Here is a 24,100-nt window from a genome sequence, read left to right on the forward strand (position 1 = left end):
TTCAACGGGTGAACTGCCAGTTCCAGGTCTCGTCAGCAGGCAGGCCGTCCTCGGGGTTCCCCTCAAGCGCCAGCGAGTTGCCCTTGCCTCCTCCTTGCTGAATCAACGGGCCTTTAATACTGATGGCCACCGCGCTGAGGGTGATGCCGCCGCTGTCGAGGGTGATGGTCCCGCCAGGGCCACGTATGCGCATCACTTCGCCGGCTTGTAGTTCGATGACCCGCGAGCGATGGCGAATCGCCTGGCCTGCTTGCAGTTCGGATCGGCCTTCGATGGTGAGTTCCTGATGCCCGCCGATGCTGACCCAGTGGTTGGCCGTGGTCTTGTCGCGGCGGTGATTGCCGACTTCTTCGGTGCGGTCTTTGCCGGTGCGGATGCTGTGATTGCGGCCGATGCTCAGGGTGTCGTCCTGGCCGATATCGTGTCGGCGGTCTTGGCCGATATTGACCTGCTCGTTGTTGCCTACGGTTTCCTTGCGGTCGTGACCGATAGAAACAGTTTCGTCGTGCTCGACTTGTTCGCTGCGATCATGGCCAACGAAGGTGGTCTCGTCGTGCTTGATATGGATGTTCTGGTCTTTCTGCGCGTGGACGTAGATTTCCTCCTGATCCTTTTCGTCCTCGAAACGTAGTTCGTTGAAGCCTTCGCCCTTGTGGGTCTTGCTATTGATCGTCATCCGGGTCTTGTGCAGGGGCAGTTCGTAGGGCGGCAGTTGCAGGCGGTTATAAGTGCGGCCGGTGATGATCGGTTGATCTGGATCGCCGTCGTAATGCGAGACGATGACTTCCTGACCGATGCGCGGGATCGCCATATGGCCCCAGGTCGCGCCAGAGATGTTTTGCGAAACGCGGATCCAGCAGGAGCTGTATTCGTCCTCTTTCCCTTCTCGATCCCAGGGGAATTGCACCTTCACTCGGCCGTATTCGTCGGTAAATATCTCCTCATTTTTGGGGCCGACCACCGTGGCATTTTGCGGGCCGTCGATACGGGGTTTGGACAGCGGCTCTGCGCGCCATTCGGCATCGTCCGGCACCAGTTCGGCCTGGTAGCTGTAATGGGTGCCCAGCTGCGCCTCGGCACTTTCTTCAGCCTGGCTGGTGTGCTGCTTTCCGTGGTGAACGATGCTCACCGGGCGCCAGCCTCGGTTCATGTCTTCCCGTGGGTGGCCCGCAAGAGTGAAGGAAATGCCCGGTTGCAGGCGCGGATCATCGCCCTCCACCAGGGCCATGCGCGCATCGCGCCGATGACCACGTAGGCGGTTTTCAGCGAAGGGTTTGCCGGCCTCGTCAAACTTGGCGCGGGCCGGGTAATCGTAACGTTCGTATTGGCGACCTTGATGGTCGAGATCGACGCCATCACGGCTGTGCTGGTGGCTGTAGCGGGGATGGAGAAAGGTGTAATCGCGCTGGGTCTGGCGCGCGGTGCGCACGTTTTCGCTGTAGGCGAATCGGCGCAGAGACGGTTGCGGCTGATCGCCGCCGGGCGTGGGGTTGTATTGCACCGGCTCATCACCCACGCGACCGTGGATAAAAAGACGGTCGCTGTGAACCAGTTGGTGACCTTCGGTACTGTGTCGAAAGGAATAAAAGAACCCTTCCTCGCGCATGATGCGTTCGACAAAGTGGTAGTCGGTGTCGCCGGCCTGCACGCAGTATTCGCGGGCTTGGTGTTCGGTGGTGAGGCATTGTTCGTAGTCGTGAGTCAGGCCATGAGCCTTGAGCACTGCCTCGGTAATCTGCGGCACGGTAAGGGTCTGAAAAATGCGCCAGTCGGAACTGAGCTTCAACCGCGCCAAGCGCGGCTCAATCACTGCCGAATAGCGCGTACGCCTGAAACCACTGTCGTGCTGAACAAAGGAGGACACGGCGCCATGTACATAGCGCACGGGCGTCTCACCGTGCCAGAGGGTCAGCAGTGCAGGTCGATCCAGCACCTGCTCGAAGTCGATGGCGGGATTGGCACTACTCAGTTCGACAGCCAGATGAAAGGTCTGGGACAGCGCTTCATGCAAGGTGAACTCAACAACGTCAAAAGACTCGTTGTTAATGCTGAAGGTAAAGCGCAGATCGGCTTGGCTGGCCATGCATAACTCCCTGTGACTGAGTTCCTGATCTCTAAAGCCCTGGGCCTGTACCGGCCGGCAGGGTTGTCGCCTGACTGCGGGAATCTAGAGTGGGGAGCGAGCGTGGGGCTATAAGGTGAGTCTGAAACTCACCCAGGACTTGACCAAGCACGTAGATGATAAGCATTATCATCAACTGCAAAAAATGGATCAGGCCCCGCTGTGAGTCAATCGCGCTTCAACAATGTCTTCCTCACTCAACGAATTTCTCTGCTGCGCACGCTGGAGCGGATGGTCGATAACCACAGCACCGCCGAGGACCTGCTGCAGGAAACCTACCTTCGTGTGACCCGGGCCCTCAATGAACGGGCCATCGATCACCTCGAACCCTTTGTGTTCCAGACCGCGCGCAACCTGGCTCTGGACCACTTGCGCGCGCGCCGCATCCAGGGCAGGACCCTGCTCGAAGACGTGCCGATGGAGGTGGTGGAGAACGTCGCCGCCCCCACCAGCAGCGCAGAAGATGCGGCCCATGCCGAACAACTGCTTGAGCGCCTGAACCTCAGCCTCAATCAGCTCAGCCCGCGCCAGCAGCGGATTTTTATCCTCAGCCGCCTGCACGGTCACAGTTACCAGGAGATCGCCGAAGAACTGCGGGTGTCCCTGAGCACGGTGCAAAAGGAATTGAAACTGATCATGGCCATCTGCATCGGCATCGCCGAACGCCTGGACTCACAGTGAGTCTTAGAACCTGTTCACGATCCAGCGAGCGATGCTCAGCCACTTTTTAATGCCCCATGAAACAGGCACAGCGGATCGTGAACAGGTTCCGAGCTGATGATCGGAACGACTGCGTCAGCCCCGGGGGTTTGCTAACCTTGCCCGGCTTTCGCTCTCTCTTGAAAAAACAGCTGTGCACAGACACAGCCGAGGAACACCCGTGACGGATACTCACCGCGCCGAGCCGCCTACCCCCTCGGGCGCCTCTCCACAGGAGCTGGCCATGGATCAGGCGCTGGACTGGCTGATCGTGCTGGACCATCCCAGTGCCGAGCAAACCCGACAATTCCAGCAATGGCTGGCGGCCTCCGCACTCAATGCCCAGGCCTTCGAGAAAGCCCAGGCGATCTGGAACGGCCCGCACGTGGCGCAATCCGCCGTCGCCCTCGACAGCACCCCACCCAAGGTGTCACGCCTGGCCCGCCTGCGACCCCACTGGAAACCCCTGGCCACGGCCGCGGTACTGGTGCTCGGGCTGTTCAGTTTCAGCAATCTGCCCCTGCGCCTGCAGGCCGACCACCTGACCCAGGTCGGCGAACGTCAGCGCCTGCAACTGGAAGACGGCTCCAAGGTGCTGCTCAATACCAACTCGGCGTTTTCCAGCGACATCGACGATCAGCAGCGCGTGGCCCGGCTGTATCAGGGCGAAGCTTATTTCGAGATCCCGGCCAACCGCGGCCTGCCCCTGGAGCTGGAGGCCGGCCCGGTCCGGGCCAGCGTGCGCGATACCACCTTTGCCGTGCGCTATCTGGACGGCATTGCCCAGGTCCAGGTGCAGCGCGGCGCTATCGACTTGCGGGCGACCCATGCCGACCAGCGCATTCGCCTGTCCGCCGGGGAAAGCGTGCGCGTCGGCCCCCAGGGCTTCGAACGCCCGGCCAAACTCGATGCAGACAAGGAGCTGGCCTGGGTCCAGGGGCGCCTGGTGTTCGAAAACTGCCCGATGAGCCAGGTCCTGGCCGAACTGCGGCGCTATTACCCGGGCTGGATCGTCAACAACAACCCGCGTCTGGCCGATGTGGCCGTGACCGGCAATTATCGCCTCGACCAGCCCCTGAATGTGGTGCGATCCCTGGCCCACATCACCTCGGCGCGGCTCTCGGAATTCCCGGCGCTGGTGATCATCAACTGAGAATAATTATTTTTACTCGATAGCCTTGGGTCGTACGTCTCGTTATAGCCAATGCAATTGATTCGCATTTTAAATGCTGATCTGCACCTATAAGATTCGTGCGACCCGGAGCGCTTTCGATGTCCTCTCGCCTCAACAGCCGATCCCCTGTTCCCTCTGCCCGCCTGCAAAGTTGCACCCTGTCGTTGCTGACCGCAGCGATCCTGCTGGCCGGCGCCCAGGCCACGCCCGCCATGGCCGCCACTGCCCCGGCGCAGTCCAGTTCGAGCATGGGCAATTATCACTTCGCCATTGCCCAGCAACCCCTGGTCTCGGCGCTCAATGCCTTTACCGCGGTCACCGGCTGGCAGGTGGGGCTGCCCGCAGAACTGGGCGCCGGCGTCGCCTCCCCTGGTGTGCGCGGCTCGCTGCCGCCGGAAAAAGCCCTGGACCGGCTGCTGGCAGGCACCAACCTGAACTATCGCAAACTGGGGAACAACACCATCGTCCTGGAAAAGCGCAGCGGCGCCGACGTGGTCAACCTGCAGCAGATGACCATCAGTGCGACCCGCCAGGAACAGGACGTCAGTTCGGTGCCGAGCACGGTGACGGTGCAGGACCGCACCCAGCTCGACCGGCAGAACGTGAATAACATCAAGGAGCTGACGCGCTACGAACCCGGCGTATCGGTCGGTGGTGCAGGCAAGCGCGGTGGCGGCATCAGCGGCTACAACATCCGCGGCATCGACGGCGACCGGATCCTGACCCAGGTGGATGGGGTCGAAGTGCCCAGCAGCTTCTTCAACGGCCCCTACGCCGAAACCCAGCGCAACTACGTCGACCCGGAAATCATCAAGCGCGTGGAAATCCTGCGCGGCCCGGCCTCGGCGCTCTACGGCAGCAACGCCATCGGCGGCGCGGTGAGCTATTTCACCCTCGACCCGGACGACATCATCAAACCCGGCCAGGACCTGGGCGCACGCCTGAAAACCGGCTACAGCTCCTCCGACAACAGCTGGCTGACCTCCGGCACCTTCGCCGGGCGCAGCGGTGAGTTCGACGGTTTGCTGCACCTGAGCCAGCGCAACGGCCGTGAAACCGAGTCCTACGGCAGCACCGGCGGCACCGGCCTGAAACGCACCGAAGCCAACCCGGAAACCGTGCGCACCACCAACGTGCTGGCCAAGCTGGGCTGGAATTACAACGACGATTCGCGCCTGGGCCTGACCTACGAAAAGTACAAGGACGACCGTGACAGCAATCAACGCAGCGTGGTCGGCGGCTTGTTCTTCAACGGCATGGGCAGCAACCTGTATCGCGCCCGTACCGCCAACGACACCGTCACCCGCGAGCGTTTCGGCCTGGAGCACAGCTTTGCCCTCGACAGCCTGCTGGTGGACAAGATCAAGTGGAGCCTGAACTACCAGATCGCCAAGACCGACCAGCATGCCGATGAGATCTACCAATCCGGGCGCCGCGTGGCCCGCACCCGCGACACCCTGTACCAGGAAAAACAGTGGGTCTTCGACGCCCAGCTGGACAAGGCGTTCAGCATTGCCGATACCGAACACCTGCTGACCTACGGCACCAACATCAAGCAACAGAAAGTCACCGGTTACCGCTCCGGCACCGCCGTCTGCCTCAACGTGGCCACCAACTGCCCGGTCATCGGCGGGCCGAGCCTGATGCCGGCGGACAGCCTGGTCAAATCCAGTGACTTCCCGGACCCGACCATCAACACCTACGGCGTGTTCGTCCAGGACCAGATTCGCTGGAACGACTGGACCTTCCTGCCGAGCCTGCGCTACGACTACACCCAGCTCAAACCCCACGTGACCGATCAGTTCATCAATACCATCGTCGCTGCCGGCGGCAGTGCCAGCGAAATCGACGCCAAGGAAAAAACCTGGCATCGCCTGTCGCCCAAGTTCGGCCTGACCTACGCCCTGACCGAGCAGTACACCTGGTACGGCCAGTACGCCGAAGGCTTCCGCACACCGACCGCCAAGGCCTTGTACGGGCGCTTCGAAAACCCGGGCCTCGGCTACTCGGTCACGCCGAACCCGAACCTGAAGCCGGAGAAAAGCCAGAGCTGGGAAACCGGCCTGCGCGGCAACTTCGAGCACGGCAACTTCGATGTGGCGGTGTTCTATAACAAGTACCGCGACTTCATCAACGAAGACGCCATTGCTCCGGGCTACAACCAGGTCAAGTTCCTCAGCGCCAACATCAAGCACGCCACCATCAAGGGCGCGGAAGTCAAAGGCCGCCTGAACCTGGACGCCCTGGGCGCTCCCCAGGGGCTCTACACCCAGGGCTCGGTGGCTTACGCCTACGGCCGCAACGCCGACAACGGCGAGCCGCTCAACAGCGTCAACCCGCTCAAGGGCGTGTTTGGCCTGGGCTACGACCAGGACAACTACGGCACCCTGCTCAGCTGGACCCTGGTCAAACGCAAGGATCGGGTGGATGACAACGCATTCAAGGCGCCGGACGGCCTGACCAGCAGCAGCCAGTTCAAGACCCCGGGCTTCGGCATTCTCGACCTGACCGGCTTCTACAAGGTCACCGACGACGTCACCGTCAACGCCGGCCTGTACAACCTGACCGACAAGAAATACTGGAACTGGGACGACGTACGCGGCTACGACGGGGTCGGCGAAGCCGGCATGCTCAACCCCGCCAACCTCGACCGCCTGACCGCTCCCGGGCGCAACGTCTCGGTCAATCTGGTGTGGGATATCTGATCCATCCAGCGCCTCGCTGCCCTTTTTTTTCATGGGCAGTGAGGTTTTTTTACTGTGTCGCGTCTTCTTGTTCGTCTAGTCACTTAAGTGCATCTCATTCTCAAGGACATCTTCATGACCGCCCAGGATTCTACCCAGCCTCATCACCTGCGCTCGCAACGCCTGAACCAGATCACCCACGAGCCGCACACCAAGCTCGACACCCTGGTCAAGGCCCACGCGCCGTTTGAAACCCAGGGCAACTTCGCCCGCTTCGTGGTTGCGCAGTACCTGTTCCAGTCGGAACTGGTGGACCTGTACAACGATGCCGAACTGAACAAAATCGTCCCTGACCTCGCGGCCCGCTGCCGCGCCGAAGCGGCCAAGGCCGACCTGGCCGACCTCGACACCGAAGTCCCGGCACCGGTAGCCGGCGCGGTGAGCAACCCGAGCCAGGCCGAAGCCCTGGGCTGGATCTTCGTTTCCGAAGGCTCCAAGCTCGGCGCCGCGTTCCTGATCAAGCGCGCCGTAGGCCTGGGCCTGAGCGAAACCTTCGGTGCTCGCCACCTGGGCGAACCGGCCGGCGGCCGTGCCGAAGGCTGGAAGAGCTTCGTCAAGACCCTCGACGGCCTGACGTTCAGCGCCGAAGAAGAAGCCGCGGCGGAAAAAGGCGCCCTGGATGCCTTCAACCGCTTCACCGTGCTGCTCGAACAGGCTTACGCCAGCGCCCCGGAACTGGCCTGACGCAACCTGGGCAGGCCAGGCCCGACAAGGGCTGGCTTGCCCCTTTCAGCGACTTGGGTACCTGGCTTGAGCCGCCGCCAGCTTGCCGGCGATGGCTTTTTTCAGAAAACCGACCCAGGATTAAGCCTCTGCTCGTCACTCACCAGCGAACCCATGACCCGCTCCCCCCGACCCGCCTCGAAGCTCTCGCGCCTGCTCTTCGGCCTGCTGGCCTACACCAGCCTGGCCATCGGCCTGATCGCCATCGTCGTGCCTGGCCTGCCGACCACCGAATTCATCCTGCTGGCCGCCTGGGCCGCCACCAAAAGCTCGCCACGCCTCAGCGCCTGGCTGGAAAACCATCGCCTGTTCGGCCCCATCCTCAGTAACTGGCGCAACGGCAAGATCGTCAGCCGCCGGGCCAAGGTCAGCGCCACCCTGAGCATGCTGCTGTGCGCCGGACTGATGCTGGCCCTGCTCAATCATCACTGGACGATGTACCTGGCCATCGGCGGCATGAGCCTGGGCAACCTGTGGATCTGGTCGCGGCCAGAGGCCTTGCCTCAGATTTCCTAGCCGAAGATGACCGCTCGTCGGCTGCGTCTCACGCAAATGCCGCGCAAGCCGATGTTCCGGGCATAGCGCTGAATGGACTTGGCGCCATGAGTCATCCGACTCAAGGCTCATCACCTGTCCCTTCGCGAGATCGCCCCATGCTCGACTCTCTCTCCATCCGCCTGAAAATCGTGCTGTTGTCCGGACTGTGCCTGCTGGGCGTGGTCGGGTTGATCGTTGGCATGAACCTCTACCAGACCAACCAGAACAACCAGTTGGTCAGCACCTCCAGCACCCGGATGCTCACGGGCAGCGTGCAGAACCTGTTGCAATCCAGAGCGGGCGAACAGGCGGTCAGGCTGCAACGGAGTTTCGGCGACAGCCTGCTGGCAGTGACCGCCCTGGCCGACCAGGTCAAGGATCTGCGGGCCATGGCCGGCAAACGCGCCCTCGAAGCCTCGGCGCTGCGTGAAGAACTGAACCAGAGCCTGAAGACCGCATTCGAGCGCAATGCCAAGGTGCTGGGCATCTGGCTGGCCTTCGAGCCCGACGCCCTCGACGGCAAGGACAGCGAGTTCGCCAATGACCTGGCCCGGGGCTCCAACGAGCACGGGCGCTTCGCCAGCTACTGGAGCCGCGCCGGCGGCACCGGGCTGAACACGGTGATGACCAACGAAGACCTGAGCAAAACCACCCTCAGCCTCAGCGGTACGCCCTACAACAGCTGGTACACCTGCCCACGCGACGGCAAGCGCACCTGCCTGCTGGACCCCTACGCCGATACCGTCGGCGGCAAGTTGATGCTGATGACCACCATTTCCCTGCCGTTGATCATCGACGGCAAGGTGCTGGGGGTGATCGGCGTCGACATCGCCCTGGACTCCCTGCAAGCCGCTGCCGCTGACGCCCAGCGTGAACTGTTCAACGGTGCCGGGCATATGCTGATCGTCTCCGGCAGCGGGGTCCTGGCCGCCTACAGCTCGGACGCGAGCAAAGTCGGCAAGAACATCGGCGACACCCTCGGCGCCGACGGCAAGGACGTGCTCCAACTGCTAAACGGCAACAGCCCGCAAACCCTGCAACAGGGCGACCTGATCCGCAGCGTGTACCCGGTGAGCCCGATTGCCGACGCCAAGCCCTGGGGCGTGGCCATCGACTTGCCACAGCAGGTGCTGCTGGCCGACTCGATAAAGCTCCAGGCCGTGCTCGATGACGCCCAGGCCAGCGGTACCCTCAAGGCCTTGCTGGTGGCCACCGGCGCCGGCCTGCTGGGCCTGTTGCTGATCTGGCTCAGCGCCTCGGGCGTGACCCGGCCGATCAACAGCGTGGCGCAGATGCTCAAGGCCATTGCCAGCGGCGACGGTGACCTGACCCAACGCCTGCACTACAGCAAACAGGACGAGTTGGGCGAACTGGTGAACTGGTTCAACCGTTTCCTCGACAAGCTGCAGCCGACCATTGCCCAGATCAAGCAGAGCATCACCGACGCCCGTGGCACCGCCGATCAGTCTTCGGCCATCGCCCGCCAGACCAGCGAAGGCATGCAGGTGCAGTTCCGTGAAATCGACCAGGTGGCCACCGCCTCCAACGAAATGAGCGCCACCGCCCATGACGTTGCCAACAGCGCTTCCAACGCAGCCAACGCGGCACGCGGCGCCGACCAGTCGGCCCGGGAAGGCATGACCATCATCGAGCGCAGCACCCGTGATATCAGCACCCTGGCCGAGGAAGTGAGCAAGGCGGTGACCGAGGTCGAAGCCCTGGCGGTCAACAGCGAACAGATCGGCTCGGTGCTGGAGGTGATCCGCAGCATTGCCGAGCAGACCAACCTGCTGGCCCTCAACGCCGCCATCGAAGCCGCCCGCGCCGGGGAAAGCGGACGCGGGTTCGCGGTGGTCGCCGACGAGGTGCGCAACCTGGCCAAACGCACCCAGGACTCGGTGGAAGAAATCCGCCAGGTGATCGAACGCATCCAGAACGGCACCCGTGGCGTGGTGGCGACCATGCACTCGAGCCAGACCCAGGCCCACAACAACGCCGGCCAGATCCAGCAGGCCGTGCAGGCCCTGGGCAAGATCAGCGATGCGGTGACGGTCATCAGCGACATGAACCTGCAGATCGCCAGCGCCGCCGAACAGCAAAGCGCCGTGGCCGAAGAGGTCAACCGCAATGTCTCGGCGATTCGCAGCGTGACCGAAACCCTGACCGAGCAGGCCACTGAGTCGGCGAAGGTCAGCAGCCAGTTGAACGCGCTGGCGACACACCAGATGAAATTGATGGATCAGTTCCGGGTGTAACCGTCCCAGGCACTACCGACCGCTGTTGGTCATGAGGGAACCGCCGGCTCTGCCAGCGGGTTCTCGACAGCCGCAGCGGTTTCGGGGTGCAATGCCCCTCCTGCTCTGGAGGGCCTGCCATGACCGACATTCTCACGTCCATTCAAGCTGCGCTGGGGCTCTCCCAGTCGTCCATCGACTTCAGCGAAACCGGGGCCCTGCCCTCGGCCTTTGCCGTGACCGATCTGGCCAGCGCCAGTATCGCCAGCGCCGGCCAGGCCGTGGCCGAGTTGCTACATCGGCAGACCGGGCGCCTGCCGGCGCTGCGGGTCGACCGACGCCTGGCGTCGTTCTGGTTCGCCACGTCACTGCGCCCGATCGGCTGGAACATGCCACCGCTGTGGGACCCGGTTGCCGGAGATTACCCGACCCAGGACGGCTGGATCCGCCTGCACACCAATGCGCACCATCACCGGGCGGCTGCCGAACAGGTGCTGGGCCGGGTCAGCGAGCGCAGCGCCATGGCGGCCAAGGTGGCGCAGTGGGGCAAAACCGAACTGGAACAGGCGGTGGTCGACGCTGGCGGTTGTGCGGCGCAGATGCGCAGCTGGGCGCAATGGCAGGCCCATCCCCAGGGGCAGGCGGTACAGGCCGAGCCCTTGGTGGCGGTGATTGAAAATCCGCCGACCGCGCTCGGAACCTGGTCGGGAAGCCCGGCCCAGCCGCTGGCCGGGATCAAGGTATTGGACCTGACCCGGGTGCTGGCCGGGCCGATCGCCAGCCGCTTTCTCGCCGGGCTGGGGGCCGATGTGCTGCGTATCGACCCGCCGCTCTGGAATGAGCCCGGGGTGGTCCCGGAGGTCACCCTGGGCAAGCGTTGCGCACGCCTGGATCTGCATGACCCGGCCGACCGCAGCACCTTCGAAAGCCTGCTCGGGGAGGCCGATATCCTGCTCCACGGTTACCGCGCCGACGCCCTGGAACGCCTCGGTTATGGCGTGGCGCAACGCCAGGCCCTGGCCCCGGGGCTGATCGATGTCTGTCTGAACGCCTACGGCTGGAGCGGCCCCTGGCAGAACCGCCGGGGTTTCGACAGCCTGGTACAGATGAGCTGCGGGATTGCCGACGCCGGCATGATCTGGAAGCACGCCGACCAGCCCGTGCCCCTGCCAGTCCAGGCCCTGGACCACGCCACCGGCTACCTGATGGCCGCCAGGGCGATTCGCGCCCTGGACCAGCGCCTGCAGACCGGCGCCGGCAGCAGTTCGCGCCTGTCCCTGGCCCGTACCGCGCAGTTACTGCTGGAGCACAGCGCAGGCCCCTGCGAGCAGCCGCTATGCGCGGAAACAGCCGAGGACCAGGGCTTGCTGGTGGAACAGACTCCCTGGGGCCCGGCCCATCGCCTGCAAGTGCCGTTGCATATCAGCGGCTCGCCGTTGCAGTGGGCCCTCCCGGCCAGTGAACTGGGGTCCCATCGGGCCAAATGGTGATGGCCGGCCCAAAGGCAGCCAGGGCCCTCGCCACAGGGCGCTGGGCGGGAGGATTCAAAGCCTTAGCAGGCCGCTGTACAGGCCGTAGGCCGCCAGTGCCGCGCCCATGATCACGGCGGCGAAGATCAGCTTCTCGAAGCGGGTAAACAGCGGTTCGCCCTGCTCCCGTTTGGCCTGGGCGAACAGCACCACCCCCGGCGCATAGAGCAACGCCGACAGCAGCAGGTACTTCAGGCCGCCGGCATACAGCAGCCAGACCGCGTAGGTCAGGGCGATGGCGCCGATGAACAGGTCCTTCATGCGCTGCGCCGAGGCCTGCTCGTAGGTTTCACCGCGGCCGCTGAGCAGCACCGCATAGGCCGCCGACCACAGGTACGGCACCAGGATCATCGACGAGGCGAGGTAGATCAGGCTGGTGTAGGTACCGGCGGAGACCAGCGTGATCACCAGGAAAATCTGGATCATGCAGTTGGTCAGCCACAGCGCATTGACCGGAACGTGGTTGGCGTTTTCCTTTTTCAGGAAGGCCGGCATGGTCCGGTCGCGGGCGGTGGCGTAAAGGATCTCCGCGCACAACAAGGCCCAGGACAGCAACGCGCCCAACAGCGAGACCGCCAGGCCGATGCTGATCAGCAACGCGCCCCAGGGCCCGACGATATGCTCCAGCACCGCCGCCAGGGACGGGTTCTGCAACTGGGCCAGTTCCGGCTGAGTCATGATCCCCAGGGACAGCACGTTGACCAGCACCAGCAACGCCAGCACCCCGAGAAAACCGATCACCGTGGCCCGACCGACATCGGAGCGTTTCTGCGCCTTGGCCGAGTAGACACTGGCGCCCTCGATGCCGATGAACACGAACACCGTGACCAGCATCATGCTGCGCACCTGATCCATCACGCTGCCGAAATTCGGGTTGCTGCGGCCCCAGATATCGCGAGTGAACACGTCGGCCTTGAACGCCACGGCGGCGATCACGATAAACATCAGGATCGGCAGGATCTTGGCCACGGTGGTCAGTTGATTGATGAACGCCGCCTCCTTGATCCCGCGCAGCACCAAAAAGTGCACCGCCCACAGCAGCACCGAGGCACAGCCAATGGCAACGGGGGTGTTGCCCTGGCCGAACACCGGGAAGAAGTAGCCCAGGGTGCTGAATAGCAGCACGAAGTAGCCGACGTTGCCCATCCAGGCACTGATCCAGTAGCCCCAGGCCGAAGAGAAGCCCATGTAATCGCCAAACCCGGCCTTGGCATAGGCGTAGACCCCGGAATCCAGCTCCGGCTTGCGATTGGCCAGGGTCTGGAAGACGAAGGCCAGGGTCAGCATGCCGACGGCGGTGATCGCCCAGCCGATCAGGATCGCACCGGCATCGGCACGCGCCGCCATGTTCTGCGGCAACGAGAAAATCCCGCCGCCGATCATCGACCCCACCACCAGGGCAATAAGCGCACCGAGTCGAAGCTTTTGCGCCGGTTGTGCCATCCCTACCTCTGCATTCATGAGTCCATCCGGCGTCAACGCTACACGCAATTAAATAACTTCTACAGATTTACGTATGACTCAGTAAGTCAATTAACCATCGCTTTTTCTATAAATGGCATCACAACTCGTGGAACGCGCTGAATAACCGGCGCTTTTATCGAGCCCACGTACTAAGTGCCATCATTATGACCTGTTTCAATACCGTTACATGATTTGCACATTCGGCAAAACGAACTAGCTTGAACCCTCGTCGCCGATGAGAAGTCTTGTTGTTCACGCAGCTTCAAGGCTCTGTAAAGCGCTTTCCAGACGCCCAATGATCATATGGAAATGTTCCTTAAGTCATTCATAAACAATGGAATGTAGCAATGAACTGATCTAAGTCAGCTATTCAAAATGATATCAGCCCTACGCTGACAACTCTCTTCTCCTGCATTGGAGTCATGCAATGTCTGACACTCCCGGAAAACTACGATTAGGTGCGCTAGTCGCCTTGGTAGTCGGCTCGATGATTGGCGGCGGGATCTTCTCATTACCGCAAAACATGGCCGCCAGTGCCGACGTCGGTGCAGTTCTTATTGGTTGGGCCATTACCGCGGTGGGGATGCTGACCCTGGCTTTTGTGTTCCAGACCCTGGCCAATCGCAAGCCGGACCTGGACGGCGGTGTCTACGCCTACGCCAAGGCCGGTTTCGGCGATTACATGGGTTTTTCCTCGGCCTGGGGCTACTGGATCAGCGCCTGGCTGGGCAACGTCGGCTACTTCGTGCTGCTGTTCAGCACCCTGGGTTACTTCTTCCCGATCTTTGGCGAGGGCAATACGCCCGCCGCGGTGATCGGCGCCTCGGTGCTGCTGTGGGCCGTGCACTTTCTGGTGCTGCGCGGGATCAAGGAAGCGGCGTTCATCAACCTGGTGACCACGGTCGCCAAAGTCGTGCCATTGCTGCTGTTTGTGCTGATCGCGATCTTCGCCTTCCGCCTGGATATCTTCACCGCTGACATCTGGGGCGTGAAAAACCCGGACCTGGGCAGCGTGATGAACCAGGTGCGCAACATGATGCTGGTCACCGTCTGGGTATTTATCGGCATCGAGGGCGCGAGCATCTTCTCGTCGCGGGCGGAAAAACGCTCGGACGTGGGCAAGGCCACGGTCATCGGCTTTATCACCGTGCTGCTGTTCCTGGTCCTGGTGAACGTGCTGTCCCTGGGGATCATGACCCAACCGGAACTGGCCAAGCTGCAGAACCCGTCGATGGCCGCCGTGCTGGAGCATGTGGTCGGCCACTGGGGCGCGGTGCTGATCAGCGTCGGCCTGATCATCTCGCTGCTGGGGGCATTGCTGTCGTGGGTGCTGCTGTGTGCGGAGATCATGTTCGCCGCGGCCAAGGACCACACCATGCCGGAGTTCCTGCGCAAGGAAAACGCCAACCACGTACCGGTCAATGCGCTGTGGCTGACCAATGCCATGGTCCAGCTGTTCCTGATCATCACCCTGTTTTCGGCCAGTACCTACCTGTCGCTGATCTACCTCGCGACCTCGATGATCCTGGTGCCCTACCTGTGGTCCGCGGCCTACGCGGTACTGCTGGCGGTGCGTGGCGAAAGCTACGAACAGGCCCTGGCCGAACGCAAGAAAGACCTGTTCATCGGCGCCATCGCCCTGATCTATGCGATCTGGCTGCTCTATGCCGGCGGCGTCAAATACCTGCTGCTGTCCGCCCTGCTCTATGCCCCCGGCGCGATCCTGTTCGCCAAGGCCAAGCTGGAACTGGGCAAACCGATTTTCACCAACGTCGAGAAGCTGATTTTCGCCGCGGTGGTCCTGGGCGCCCTGGTGGCGGCCTACGGACTCTACGACGGCTTCCTGACTCTGTAAGACCCGCTCGTAACATTGGATGTTATGTCACTGGAGGAACACTGTAATGACCACGGTAAAAGCTAAGTACGGCGTACATTCCGAAGCCGGCAAACTGCGCAAAGTCATGGTTTGCTCCCCAGGCCTGGCCCATCAGCGGCTGACCCCGAACAACTGCGACGAATTGCTGTTTGACGATGTGCTGTGGGTCGCCCAGGCCAAGCGCGACCACTTCGATTTCGTCACCAAAATGCGCGAGCGCGATATCGACGTGCTGGAAATGCACAACCTGTTGACCGATATCGTCGCCATCCCCGAAGCCCTGGACTGGATCCTGGAACGCAAGATCACCGCCAACCAGGTCGGCCTCGGCCTGGTCAATGAAGTCAGCTCCTGGCTGCGCAGCCTGGAGCCGCGCAAGGTGGCCGAGTTCCTGATCGGCGGGGTTTCCGCCGATGACCTGCCGAGCAGCTTCGGCGGCAAGACCATCGAAATGTTCCGCGATTTCCTCGGCCACTCCAGCTTTATTCTGCCGCCGCTGCCCAACACCCAGTTCACCCGTGACACCACCTGCTGGATCTACGGTGGCGTGACCCTGAACCCGATGTACTGGCCGGCGCGACGCCAGGAAACCCTGCTGGCCAGCGCCATCTACAAATTCCACCCCGAGTTCACCAATGCCGACTTCCAGGTCTGGTACGGCGATCCGGACCAGGAACACGGCAACGCCACCCTGGAAGGCGGCGACGTGATGCCGATCGGCAATGGCGTGGTCCTGATCGGCATGGGCGAGCGTTCCTCGCGCCAGGCCATCGGCCAACTCGCGCTGAACCTGTTCAAGCACAAGGCCGTGGAACGGGTGATCGTTGCCGGCCTGCCGAAATCCCGCGCAGCCATGCACCTGGACACCGTGTTCAGCTTCTGCGACCGCGACCTGGTGACCATCTTCCCGGAAGTGGTGAACCAGATCGTCGCCTTCACCCTGCGCCCTGATGAAAGCAAGCCGGGTGGCATCGATATCCAGCAGGAAAAAACCAGCTTCCTCGACACCGTGGCCGCCGCACTCAACCTCAAGGCCCTGCGCGTGGTGGAAACCGGCGGCAACAGCTTCGCCGCCGAACGCGAGCAGTGGGATGACGGCAACAACGTGGTGGCCCTGGAACCGGGCGTGGTGATCGGTTACGACCGCAACACCTACACCAACACCCTGCTGCGCAAGGCCGGTGTCGAAGTGATCACCATCAGCGCCGGCGAACTCGGCCGTGGCCGTGGCGGCGGCCACTGCATGACCTGCCCGATCATCCGCGATCCTATCGACTACTGATTTTTCTTCCATGCTTGCCGCCGCGCGCACCCCGAGCCGCGGCAAGTGGACGACCGAAACCAAAGGAGATCCATCATGGCTTTTAACATTCACAACCGCAGCCTGCTGAGCCTTGAGCACCACACCCCGCGTGAACTGCGCTACCTGCTGGACCTGTCCCGCGACCTCAAGCGTGCCAAGTACACCGGCACCGAGCAGCAGCACCTCAAGGGCAACAACATTGCGCTGATCTTCGAAAAAACCTCGACCCGCACCCGCTGCGCCTTCGAAGTGGCGGCTTATGACCAGGGCGCGAACGTCACCTACATCGATCCGAACTCGTCGCAAATCGGCCACAAGGAAAGCATGAAGGACACCGCCCGCGTGCTCGGGCGCATGTACGACGCCATCGAGTACCGCGGCTTCAAGCAGGAAATCGTCGAAGAACTGGCCAAGTTCGCCGGCGTACCCGTGTTCAACGGGCTGACCGACGAATACCACCCGACGCAAATGATCGCCGACGTGCTGACCATGCGTGAACACGCCGACAAGCCGATCCACGAGATCAGCTACGCCTACCTGGGCGACGCCCGCAACAACATGGGCAACTCGCTGCTGCTGGTGGGCGCCAAGCTTGGCATGGACGTGCGCATCTGCGCGCCCAAGGCCCTGTGGCCCCATGACGACCTGGTCGAGCGCTGCAAAAAATACGCGGAAGAAAGCGGCGCACGCATCACCCTCACCGAAGACCCGAAAGCCGCGGTCAAGGGCGTGGACTTCATCCACACCGACGTCTGGGTCTCCATGGGCGAGCCGGTGGAAGCCTGGGCCGAGCGCATCGAGCAATTGCTGCCGTACCAGGTCAATGCCCAGCTGATGAAGGCCACCGGCAACCCACGGACCAAGTTCATGCACTGCCTGCCTGCGTTCCATAACAGCGACACCAAGGTTGGCAAGCAGATCGCCGAGCAGTATCCGCACCTGGCCAATGGCATCGAAGTCACCGACGACGTCTTCGAATCGCCGGCCTGCATCGCCTTCGAGCAAGCGGAAAACCGAATGCACACCATCAAGGCGATCCTGGTTTCGACCCTGGCCGATCTGTAATCCCCCTCCCGTGCAGGCGCCGCCCTGCCGATGCCTGCACGGGAGCTCTAGAAGGACTGCATTATGCGTATCGTCGTTGCACTGGGCGGTAACGCCCTGCTCCGCCGTGGTGAACCCATGACCGCGGACAATCAACGCGCCAACATCCGCATCGCCACCGAACAGATTGCCAAGATCCACCCCGGCAACCAGTTGGTGATCGCCCACGGCAATGGTCCGCAAGTCGGCCTGCTGTCGCTGCAGGCAGCGGCCTATACCCAGGTTTCGCCCTACCCGCTGGATGTGCTCGGTGCCGAAACCGAAGGCATGATTGGCTACATCATCGAACAGGAACTGGGCAATCTGCTGGACTTCGAAGTCCCGTTCGCCACCTTGCTGACCCAGGTCGAAGTCGACCCCAAGGACCCGGCATTCAAGAACCCGACCAAGCCCATCGGCCCGGTGTACAGCAAAGCCGAGGCGGAGAAACTCGCCGCCGAAAAAGGCTGGGCCATCGCCCCCGACGGCGACAAGTTCCGCCGCGTGGTGGCCAGCCCGAAACCCAAGCGCATCTTCGAGATCCGCCCGATCAAGTGGCTGCTGGAAAAGAGCAGCATCGTGATCTGTGCCGGCGGCGGCGGGATCCCCACCATGTACGGTGAGGACGGCAAGCTGCGGGGCATCGAGGCGGTGATCGACAAGGACCTGTGCTCGGCGCTACTGGCCGAACAGCTGGAAAGCGATCTGCTGGTGATTGCCACTGACGTCAACGCAGCCTTTATCGACTTCGGCAAGCCGACCCAGAAAGCCATCGCCCAGGCCCACCCGGATGAAATCGAGAAGCTGGGCTTCGCCGCCGGCTCCATGGGGCCCAAGGTCCAGGCCGCCTGCGAGTTCGCCCGCAACACTGGAAAAGTCGCGGTGATCGGTTCACTCTCGGACATCGAGGCGATCGTCCAGGGCAAGGCCGGTACCCGCATCAGCACAGCCAAGCCGGGTATCAGTTACCAGTAAATCGCCAGTCACAAGAACTTCGGGGCGGGCCCGGTGCCTGCCCCTACTTCAATGCCTTGAAGGAGAGACGCCCATGGCCACGTTCGAGCCCGGTCACCTGCATATCGAGCGCCACGCGCTGAACAAGGACGACTACAGCTACAACCTGTGCATCGACTACGAGGTCACCCAGGACCCCAAGGAAGGCAAAGGCATGCTCTTCACCCTGCATGGCACCATCGAGGACAAGCCCCTGAAGGAACAGTTCTTCCTGGCCAAGGACCTGGCCTTCGACTTCGCCCGCCATGCCACCCGCATCGCCCAGCAATACGGGATGCCCAAGATCGCCAGCATCGGCTCGATGCACAAGTACTACGACGAAATGTTCGAAGACGTACGCAAGCAACTGGAGGTCAAACCCGGCGACCCGGTGAAACCCGAACACCTGGCGTAACCCCCTCCCCGTGGTGAGGGAAGCACTGCCCTCGCCACCCTGTTCACGCTGCGCGCATTTCACCTTGGCCCTCCCCCAAGGCATACTGGCCACCCTCCGCTTCGCAGAACCGTCAGCCTCCCCATGCGTATCCACGTCAGCTTCATCGACCGCGTCGGCATCACCCAGGAAGTCCTGGCCCTGCTCGGCGGGCGTAATCTCAACCTGGATGCGGTGGAGATGGTTCCACCCAACGTGTACATCGATGCCCCGACCCTCAGCCCGCAGGTGCTGGAAGAGCTGCGCGATGCGCTGTTCAACGTGCGTGGGGTCCAGGCGGTGACCGTGGTCGATATCCTCCCCGGCCAGCGTCGCCACTTGCAGCTCGATGCCCTGTTGGCGGCCATGACCGACCCGGTGCTGGCCCTGGACAGCGCGGGCAAGGTGCTGCTGGCCAACCCGGCGCTGATTGCCTTATATGGCCGTGAACCGGCCGGCGAAAGCGTCGCCGAGCTGTTCGCCGACCCGGCGCTGCTCGACAGCCTCCTGGAACAAGGCTTTCGCCTGCCCCTGCGGGAAATCACCTTGAATGGCCAGACCCTGCTGCTGGACGCAACGCCCATCACCGACGCCGGCGCGCTGCTGACCCTGTATCAGCCGAACCGGATCGGCGAGCGCCTGTCGGCCCTGCACCACGACCATGCCGAAGGTTTTGATGCCCTGCTCGGGGAATCACCCGCCATCCGCACCCTCAAGGCCCGCGCCCAACGCGTGGCAGCCCTGGATGCGCCGCTGCTGATCCAGGGTGAAACCGGCACCGGCAAGGAGCTGGTGGCCCGCGCCTGCCATGCCATCAGCGCGCGCCATGGCGCTCCCTTCCTGGCCCTGAACTGCGCGGCACTGCCGGAGAACCTCGCCGAAAGCGAACTTTTCGGTTACGCCCCCGGCGCGTTCACCGGAGCCCAGCGCGGCGGCAAGCCGGGGCTGATGGAACTGGCCAACCAGGGCACGGTGTTTCTCGACGAAATCGGCGAAATGTCGCCTTACCTGCAGGCCAAGTTGCTGCGCTTCCTGAACGACGGCAGCTTCCGTCGGGTAGGGGGCGATCGCGAGGTCAAGGTCAATGTGCGGATCCTCAGCGCCACCCACCGTGACCTGGAAAAAATGGTCAGCGAAGGCACCTTTCGCGAGGACCTGTTCTATCGCCTGAACGTGCTCAATGTCGAAGTCCCGCCGCTGCGCGAGCGCGGCCAGGACATCCTGCTGCTTGCGCGCTACTTCATGCAGCAGGCCTGTGCGCAGATCCAGCGCCCGGTCTGCCGCCTGGCCCCCGGCACCTACCCGGCCCTGCTGGGCAACCGCTGGCCGGGCAACGTGCGCCAGTTGCAGAACGTGATCTTTCGCGCCGCGGCCATCTGCGACAGCAACCTGGTGGACATTGGCGACCTGGACATCGCCGGCACCTCCGTGGCGCGCCAGGGCGATTCCGAGGTCGGCAGCCTGGAGCAGGCGGTCGAAGCGTTCGAGAAGAGCCTGCTCGAAGGTCTCTACCTCAATTACCCCTCGACCCGACAACTGGCCAACCGCTTGCAGACTTCCCACACTGCCATCGCCCATCGCCTGCGCAAGTACGGCATTCCCGGTAAAGCCTGAGCGTTCAGGCAAACCCGCTGAAAACGACCTCCACCTGTACTGAAAGCGCTACAGCGGAACGATTTCGCTACACGCGTCTACAATCAGTGCTGCCCAAGGCTTTGATCCTCAAAGCGTTTTTTCAAACGTCCCAGCTGTAGCGATTTCGCTACAGCAGCTCCCACACCCTCTTCCGAAAAATCATACAAGCCATTGATTTTAAACAACTAAAAAACATTGGCCGCGTTTTTGCTATGGGTTTAGCCATTCGCTCTGCATTGCAAGAGCATTCAATCGCGTCCACCAGACGAGTCTGGCCCCTGAGGAGTTTCCATGAGCGAGTTGCGTTTTACTGAAGATCACGAATGGCTGCGTACCGAAGCTGATGGCAGCGTCACCGTAGGCATTACGCCTTTCGCGCAAAACGCCCTGGGCGACGTGGTATTCGTGCAACTGCCGGAGCTGCAGAGCTACGACAAAGGCGCCGAAGCCGCCACCGTGGAATCGGTAAAAGCCGCCAGCGGCGTGTACATGCCACTGGACGGGGAAGTGGTCGAGACCAATCCGGCCCTGGACAGCAGCCCGGAGCTGGTCAACGAAGACCCGCAAGGCGCAGGCTGGTTCTTCCGCTTTATTCCCGCCGATGCCGCCGCCGTCGGCCAGTTGCTGGACCAGCACGCCTACGACCGCCTGATCAAAGCCAACGCCGAAGCCTGAGGAGCCGCCATGACTATCAATCTCAGCACCGCCAACGAATTTATCGCCCGTCATATCGGCCCGCGCCAGGGTGACGAGCAAGCCATGCTCAACAGCCTGGGCTTCGATTCCCTGGAAGCCCTGAGCGCCAGCGTCATCCCCGAGAGCATCAAGGGCACCAGCGTGCTCGAACTCGGCGCCGGGCAAAGCGAAGCCGATGCCCTGGCCTCGATCAAAGCCATCGCTGCCAACAACGAACTGTTCAAGACCTACATCGGCCAGGGCTACTACAGCTGCCACACGCCATCGCCGATCCTGCGCAACCTCCTGGAAAACCCGGCCTGGTATACCGCCTACACGCCCTATCAGCCGGAAATCTCCCAGGGTCGCCTGGAAGCCCTGCTGAATTTCCAAACCCTGATCAGCGACCTCTCCGGGCTGCCGATCGCCAACGCCTCCCTGCTCGACGAAGCCACCGCCGCCGCCGAAGCCATGACCTTCTGCAAGCGCCTGAGCAAAAACAAAGGCAGCCACGCCTTCTTCGCCTCCGTGCATTGCCATCCGCAAACCCTTGACGTCCTGCGCACCCGTGCCGAACCCCTGGGCATCGACGTGGTGGTGGGCGATGAGCGCGAACTGAGCGATGTCAGTACCTTCTTCGGCGCCCTGCTGCAATACCCGGCGAGCAACGGCGATGTGTTCGACTACCGCGAACTGACCGAACGCTTCCACGCCGCCAATGCCCTGGTGGCCGTGGCCGCCGACCTGTTGGCCCTGACCGTGCTGACCCCGCCGGGCGAATTCGGCGCCGACGTGGCCATCGGCAGCGCGCAGCGCTTTGGTGTGCCGCTGGGTTTCGGTGGCCCGCACGCGGCCTACTTTTCGACCAAGGATGCATTCAAGCGCGACATGCCCGGCCGCCTGGTGGGCGTGTCGGTGGACCGTTTCGGCAAGCCGGCGCTGCGCCTGGCCATGCAGACCCGCGAGCAACATATCCGCCGCGAGAAAGCCACCAGCAACATCTGCACGGCCCAGGTCCTGCTGGCCAACATCGCCAGCATGTACGCCGTGTATCACGGCCCGAAAGGCCTGACCCAGATCGCCAACCGCATCCACCACCTGACTGCGATCCTGGCCCAGGGCCTGGGCGCGCTGGGGGTGACCGTCGAGCAACAGCACTTCTTCGACACCCTGACCCTGGCCACCGGCACGCACACCGCCGCTCTGCACGACAAGGCCCGCGCCCAGCGCATCAACCTGCGGATCGTGGATGAGCACCGCCTGGGCCTGTCCCTGGATGAAACCACCAGCCAGGCCGACGTTGAAACCCTGTGGAGCCTGCTGTCCGACGGCCAGGCGCGGCCGGATTTCGCCGCCCTCGCCGCTTCGGTGACCAGCACCATCCCCGCCACTCTGGTGCGCCAGTCGCCAATCCTCAGCCACCCGGTCTTCAACCGTTACCACTCGGAAACCGAGCTGATGCGCTACCTGCGCAAGTTGGCCGACAAGGACCTGGCACTGGACCGCACCATGATCCCGCTGGGTTCGTGCACCATGAAACTCAACGCCGCCAGCGAAATGATCCCGGTGACCTGGGCCGAATTCGGCGCCCTGCACCCGTTCGCCCCGGCCGAGCAAAGCGCCGGCTACCAGCAACTGACCACCGAGCTTGAGGCCATGCTCTGCGCCGCCACCGGCTACGACGCGGTGTCCCTGCAGCCGAACGCCGGCTCCCAGGGCGAATACGCCGGCCTGCTGGCCATTCGTGCCTACCACCAGAGCCGTGGCGATGAGCGCCGTGATATCTGCCTGATCCCTTCGTCCGCCCACGGCACCAACCCGGCCACCGCCAACATGGCCGGCATGCGCGTGGTGGTCACCGCCTGCGATGCCCGGGGCAACGTCGATATCGAAGACCTGCGGGCCAAGGCCATCGAGCACCGTGAACACCTCGCGGCACTGATGATCACCTACCCCTCGACCCACGGCGTGTTCGAAGAAGGCATCCGCGAAATCTGCGGCATCATTCATGACCACGGCGGCCAGGTGTACATCGACGGCGCCAACATGAATGCCATGGTCGGCCTCTGCGCCCCGGGCAAGTTCGGCGGCGACGTTTCGCACCTGAACCTGCACAAGACCTTCTGCATCCCCCACGGCGGTGGCGGCCCGGGCGTGGGCCCGATCGGCGTCAAATCGCACCTGGCGCCCTTCCTGCCTGGCCACGCAGCCATGGAGCGCAAGGAAGGCGCGGTGTGCGCGGCACCGTTCGGCAGCGCGAGCATCCTGCCGATCACCTGGATGTACATCCGCATGATGGGCGGCGCCGGCCTCAAGCGCGCCTCGCAACTGGCGATCCTGAATGCCAACTACATTTCCCGGCGCCTGGAAGAGCACTACCCGGTGCTCTACACCGGCAGCAATGGCCTGGTGGCCCACGAGTGCATCCTCGACCTGCGCCCGCTGAAGGACAGCAGCGGCATCAGCGTCGATGACGTGGCCAAGCGCCTGATCGACTTTGGCTTCCACGCACCGACCATGTCGTTCCCGGTGGCCGGCACCCTGATGATCGAGCCGACCGAAAGTGAATCCAAGGAAGAGCTGGACCGCTTCTGCGACGCCATGATCCGTATTCGCGAAGAGATCCGCGCCGTGGAAAACGGCACCCTGGACAAGGACGACAACCCGCTGAAAAACGCCCCGCACACGGCGGCGGAAATCGTCGGCGAGTGGACTCACCCCTACAGCCGCGAACAAGCGGTGTACCCGGTCGCGTCCCTGATCGAAAGCAAGTACTGGCCACCGGTAGGCCGGGTCGACAACGTATTTGGCGATCGCAACCTGGTGTGCGCCTGCCCGTCGATCGAGCTGTACGCGTAAAGCAGTTGCAAGCGCCA

Annotated in this window: 17 protein-coding genes and 1 pseudogene; 16 read left to right on the forward strand and 2 right to left on the reverse strand. The window is 62.9% G+C overall.

Annotation, left to right across the window (positions count from 1 at the left end):
- Window position 1 precedes the first annotated feature (1 nt).
- Complete coding sequence (locus tag AC19YX_RS16385; RefSeq protein WP_500606607.1) at window positions 2-2,083, reverse strand: type VI secretion system Vgr family protein; 2,082 nt, start codon at window positions 2,081-2,083, stop codon at window positions 2-4.
- Window positions 2,084-2,284: 201 nt separating this feature from the next.
- Here AC19YX_RS16385 and AC19YX_RS16390 point away from each other — a divergent pair, with 201 nt between their 5' ends.
- The 8 genes and pseudogenes from AC19YX_RS16390 (at window position 2,285) to AC19YX_RS16425 (ending at window position 11,723) form a co-directional block, all read left to right on the forward strand.
- The gene (locus AC19YX_RS16390; protein WP_500606608.1) at window positions 2,285-2,803 is read left to right on the forward strand and encodes an RNA polymerase sigma factor; all 519 of its coding nucleotides are present in this window, start codon (window positions 2,285-2,287) and stop codon (window positions 2,801-2,803) included.
- Between the two features lie 199 nt (window positions 2,804-3,002).
- Window positions 3,003-3,974: a FecR family protein gene (locus tag AC19YX_RS16395; RefSeq protein ID WP_500606609.1), complete on the forward strand. Its 972-nt coding sequence runs from the start codon at window positions 3,003-3,005 to the stop codon at window positions 3,972-3,974.
- A 119-nt stretch (window positions 3,975-4,093) separates the two neighbouring features.
- On the forward strand, window positions 4,094-6,700 hold the full coding sequence (locus AC19YX_RS16400; protein ID WP_500606610.1) for a TonB-dependent receptor: 2,607 nt from the start codon (window positions 4,094-4,096) through the stop codon (window positions 6,698-6,700).
- Window positions 6,701-6,814: 114 nt separating this feature from the next.
- Window positions 6,815-7,423: a biliverdin-producing heme oxygenase gene (locus AC19YX_RS16405; RefSeq protein WP_078471837.1), complete on the forward strand. Its 609-nt coding sequence runs from the start codon at window positions 6,815-6,817 to the stop codon at window positions 7,421-7,423.
- A 153-nt stretch (window positions 7,424-7,576) separates the two neighbouring features.
- A complete protein-coding gene (locus AC19YX_RS16410; protein WP_078471838.1) occupies window positions 7,577-7,978 on the forward strand; it encodes a YbaN family protein in 402 nt (133 codons plus the stop codon).
- Window positions 7,979-8,388: 410 nt separating this feature from the next.
- Window positions 8,389-9,396: pseudogene (locus AC19YX_RS16415) on the forward strand (methyl-accepting chemotaxis protein); the annotation flags it as partial.
- Window positions 9,397-9,498: 102 nt separating this feature from the next.
- Window positions 9,499-10,254 carry a methyl-accepting chemotaxis protein gene (locus AC19YX_RS16420; protein WP_443217373.1) on the forward strand — a complete coding sequence of 252 codons (756 nt, stop codon included), beginning with the start codon at window positions 9,499-9,501 and terminating at the stop codon, window positions 10,252-10,254.
- Window positions 10,255-10,373: 119 nt separating this feature from the next.
- Window positions 10,374-11,723 carry a CoA transferase gene (locus AC19YX_RS16425; protein ID WP_500606611.1) on the forward strand — a complete coding sequence of 450 codons (1,350 nt, stop codon included), beginning with the start codon at window positions 10,374-10,376 and terminating at the stop codon, window positions 11,721-11,723.
- 54 nt (window positions 11,724-11,777) lie between these two features.
- Here AC19YX_RS16425 and arcD (AC19YX_RS16430) read toward each other — a convergent pair whose 3' ends face one another.
- Window positions 11,778-13,205 (reverse strand): arginine-ornithine antiporter, encoded by a 1,428-nt coding sequence (gene arcD / locus AC19YX_RS16430; protein ID WP_500606764.1) that lies wholly within the window; start codon window positions 13,203-13,205, stop codon window positions 11,778-11,780.
- 448 nt (window positions 13,206-13,653) lie between these two features.
- Between arcD (AC19YX_RS16430) and arcD (AC19YX_RS16435) the strand changes: the two genes are divergently transcribed.
- The 8 genes from arcD (AC19YX_RS16435) (at window position 13,654) to gcvP (ending at window position 24,083) form a co-directional block, all read left to right on the forward strand.
- On the forward strand, window positions 13,654-15,081 hold the full coding sequence (gene arcD, locus AC19YX_RS16435) for an arginine-ornithine antiporter (RefSeq protein ID WP_078471842.1): 1,428 nt from the start codon (window positions 13,654-13,656) through the stop codon (window positions 15,079-15,081).
- 46 nt (window positions 15,082-15,127) lie between these two features.
- Window positions 15,128-16,384 (forward strand): arginine deiminase, encoded by a 1,257-nt coding sequence (gene arcA, locus AC19YX_RS16440; RefSeq protein ID WP_020297282.1) that lies wholly within the window; start codon window positions 15,128-15,130, stop codon window positions 16,382-16,384.
- A 75-nt stretch (window positions 16,385-16,459) separates the two neighbouring features.
- Window positions 16,460-17,470 (forward strand): ornithine carbamoyltransferase, encoded by a 1,011-nt coding sequence (locus AC19YX_RS16445; protein ID WP_078471843.1) that lies wholly within the window; start codon window positions 16,460-16,462, stop codon window positions 17,468-17,470.
- A 63-nt stretch (window positions 17,471-17,533) separates the two neighbouring features.
- The gene (arcC, locus tag AC19YX_RS16450) at window positions 17,534-18,463 is read left to right on the forward strand and encodes a carbamate kinase (RefSeq protein WP_078471844.1); all 930 of its coding nucleotides are present in this window, start codon (window positions 17,534-17,536) and stop codon (window positions 18,461-18,463) included.
- Window positions 18,464-18,536: 73 nt separating this feature from the next.
- Window positions 18,537-18,896 (forward strand): DUF5064 family protein, encoded by a 360-nt coding sequence (locus AC19YX_RS16455; protein ID WP_078471845.1) that lies wholly within the window; start codon window positions 18,537-18,539, stop codon window positions 18,894-18,896.
- Window positions 18,897-19,019: 123 nt separating this feature from the next.
- Window positions 19,020-20,528: a transcriptional regulator GcsR gene (gene gcsR / locus AC19YX_RS16460; protein ID WP_020297278.1), complete on the forward strand. Its 1,509-nt coding sequence runs from the start codon at window positions 19,020-19,022 to the stop codon at window positions 20,526-20,528.
- A gap of 312 nt (window positions 20,529-20,840) precedes the next feature.
- Entirely contained in the window at window positions 20,841-21,224 is a 384-nt protein-coding gene (gene gcvH / locus AC19YX_RS16465; protein ID WP_078471846.1) for a glycine cleavage system protein GcvH, read from the forward strand.
- A gap of 9 nt (window positions 21,225-21,233) precedes the next feature.
- A complete protein-coding gene (gcvP, locus tag AC19YX_RS16470) occupies window positions 21,234-24,083 on the forward strand; it encodes an aminomethyl-transferring glycine dehydrogenase (protein WP_500606612.1) in 2,850 nt (949 codons plus the stop codon).
- Window positions 24,084-24,100 lie beyond the last annotated feature (17 nt).

The sequence above is a fragment of the Pseudomonas sp. MF09150 genome (assembly GCF_059862355.1).

Coding starts and splice junctions, on each gene's coding strand:
- AC19YX_RS16385 (WP_500606607.1), bottom strand. CDS start 2,083: ATGGCCAGCCAAGCCGATCTGCGCTTTACCTTCAGCATTAACAACGAG.
- AC19YX_RS16400 (WP_500606610.1), top strand. CDS start 4,094: ATGTCCTCTCGCCTCAACAGCCGATCCCCTGTTCCCTCTGCCCGCCTG.
- AC19YX_RS16405 (WP_078471837.1), top strand. CDS start 6,815: ATGACCGCCCAGGATTCTACCCAGCCTCATCACCTGCGCTCGCAACGC.
- AC19YX_RS16410 (WP_078471838.1), top strand. CDS start 7,577: ATGACCCGCTCCCCCCGACCCGCCTCGAAGCTCTCGCGCCTGCTCTTC.
- AC19YX_RS16420 (WP_443217373.1), top strand. CDS start 9,499: ATGCAGGTGCAGTTCCGTGAAATCGACCAGGTGGCCACCGCCTCCAAC.
- AC19YX_RS16425 (WP_500606611.1), top strand. CDS start 10,374: ATGACCGACATTCTCACGTCCATTCAAGCTGCGCTGGGGCTCTCCCAG.
- arcD (WP_500606764.1), bottom strand. CDS start 13,205: ATGGCACAACCGGCGCAAAAGCTTCGACTCGGTGCGCTTATTGCCCTG.
- arcD (WP_078471842.1), top strand. CDS start 13,654: ATGTCTGACACTCCCGGAAAACTACGATTAGGTGCGCTAGTCGCCTTG.
- arcA (WP_020297282.1), top strand. CDS start 15,128: ATGACCACGGTAAAAGCTAAGTACGGCGTACATTCCGAAGCCGGCAAA.
- AC19YX_RS16445 (WP_078471843.1), top strand. CDS start 16,460: ATGGCTTTTAACATTCACAACCGCAGCCTGCTGAGCCTTGAGCACCAC.
- arcC (WP_078471844.1), top strand. CDS start 17,534: ATGCGTATCGTCGTTGCACTGGGCGGTAACGCCCTGCTCCGCCGTGGT.
- AC19YX_RS16455 (WP_078471845.1), top strand. CDS start 18,537: ATGGCCACGTTCGAGCCCGGTCACCTGCATATCGAGCGCCACGCGCTG.
- gcsR (WP_020297278.1), top strand. CDS start 19,020: ATGCGTATCCACGTCAGCTTCATCGACCGCGTCGGCATCACCCAGGAA.
- gcvH (WP_078471846.1), top strand. CDS start 20,841: ATGAGCGAGTTGCGTTTTACTGAAGATCACGAATGGCTGCGTACCGAA.
- gcvP (WP_500606612.1), top strand. CDS start 21,234: ATGACTATCAATCTCAGCACCGCCAACGAATTTATCGCCCGTCATATC.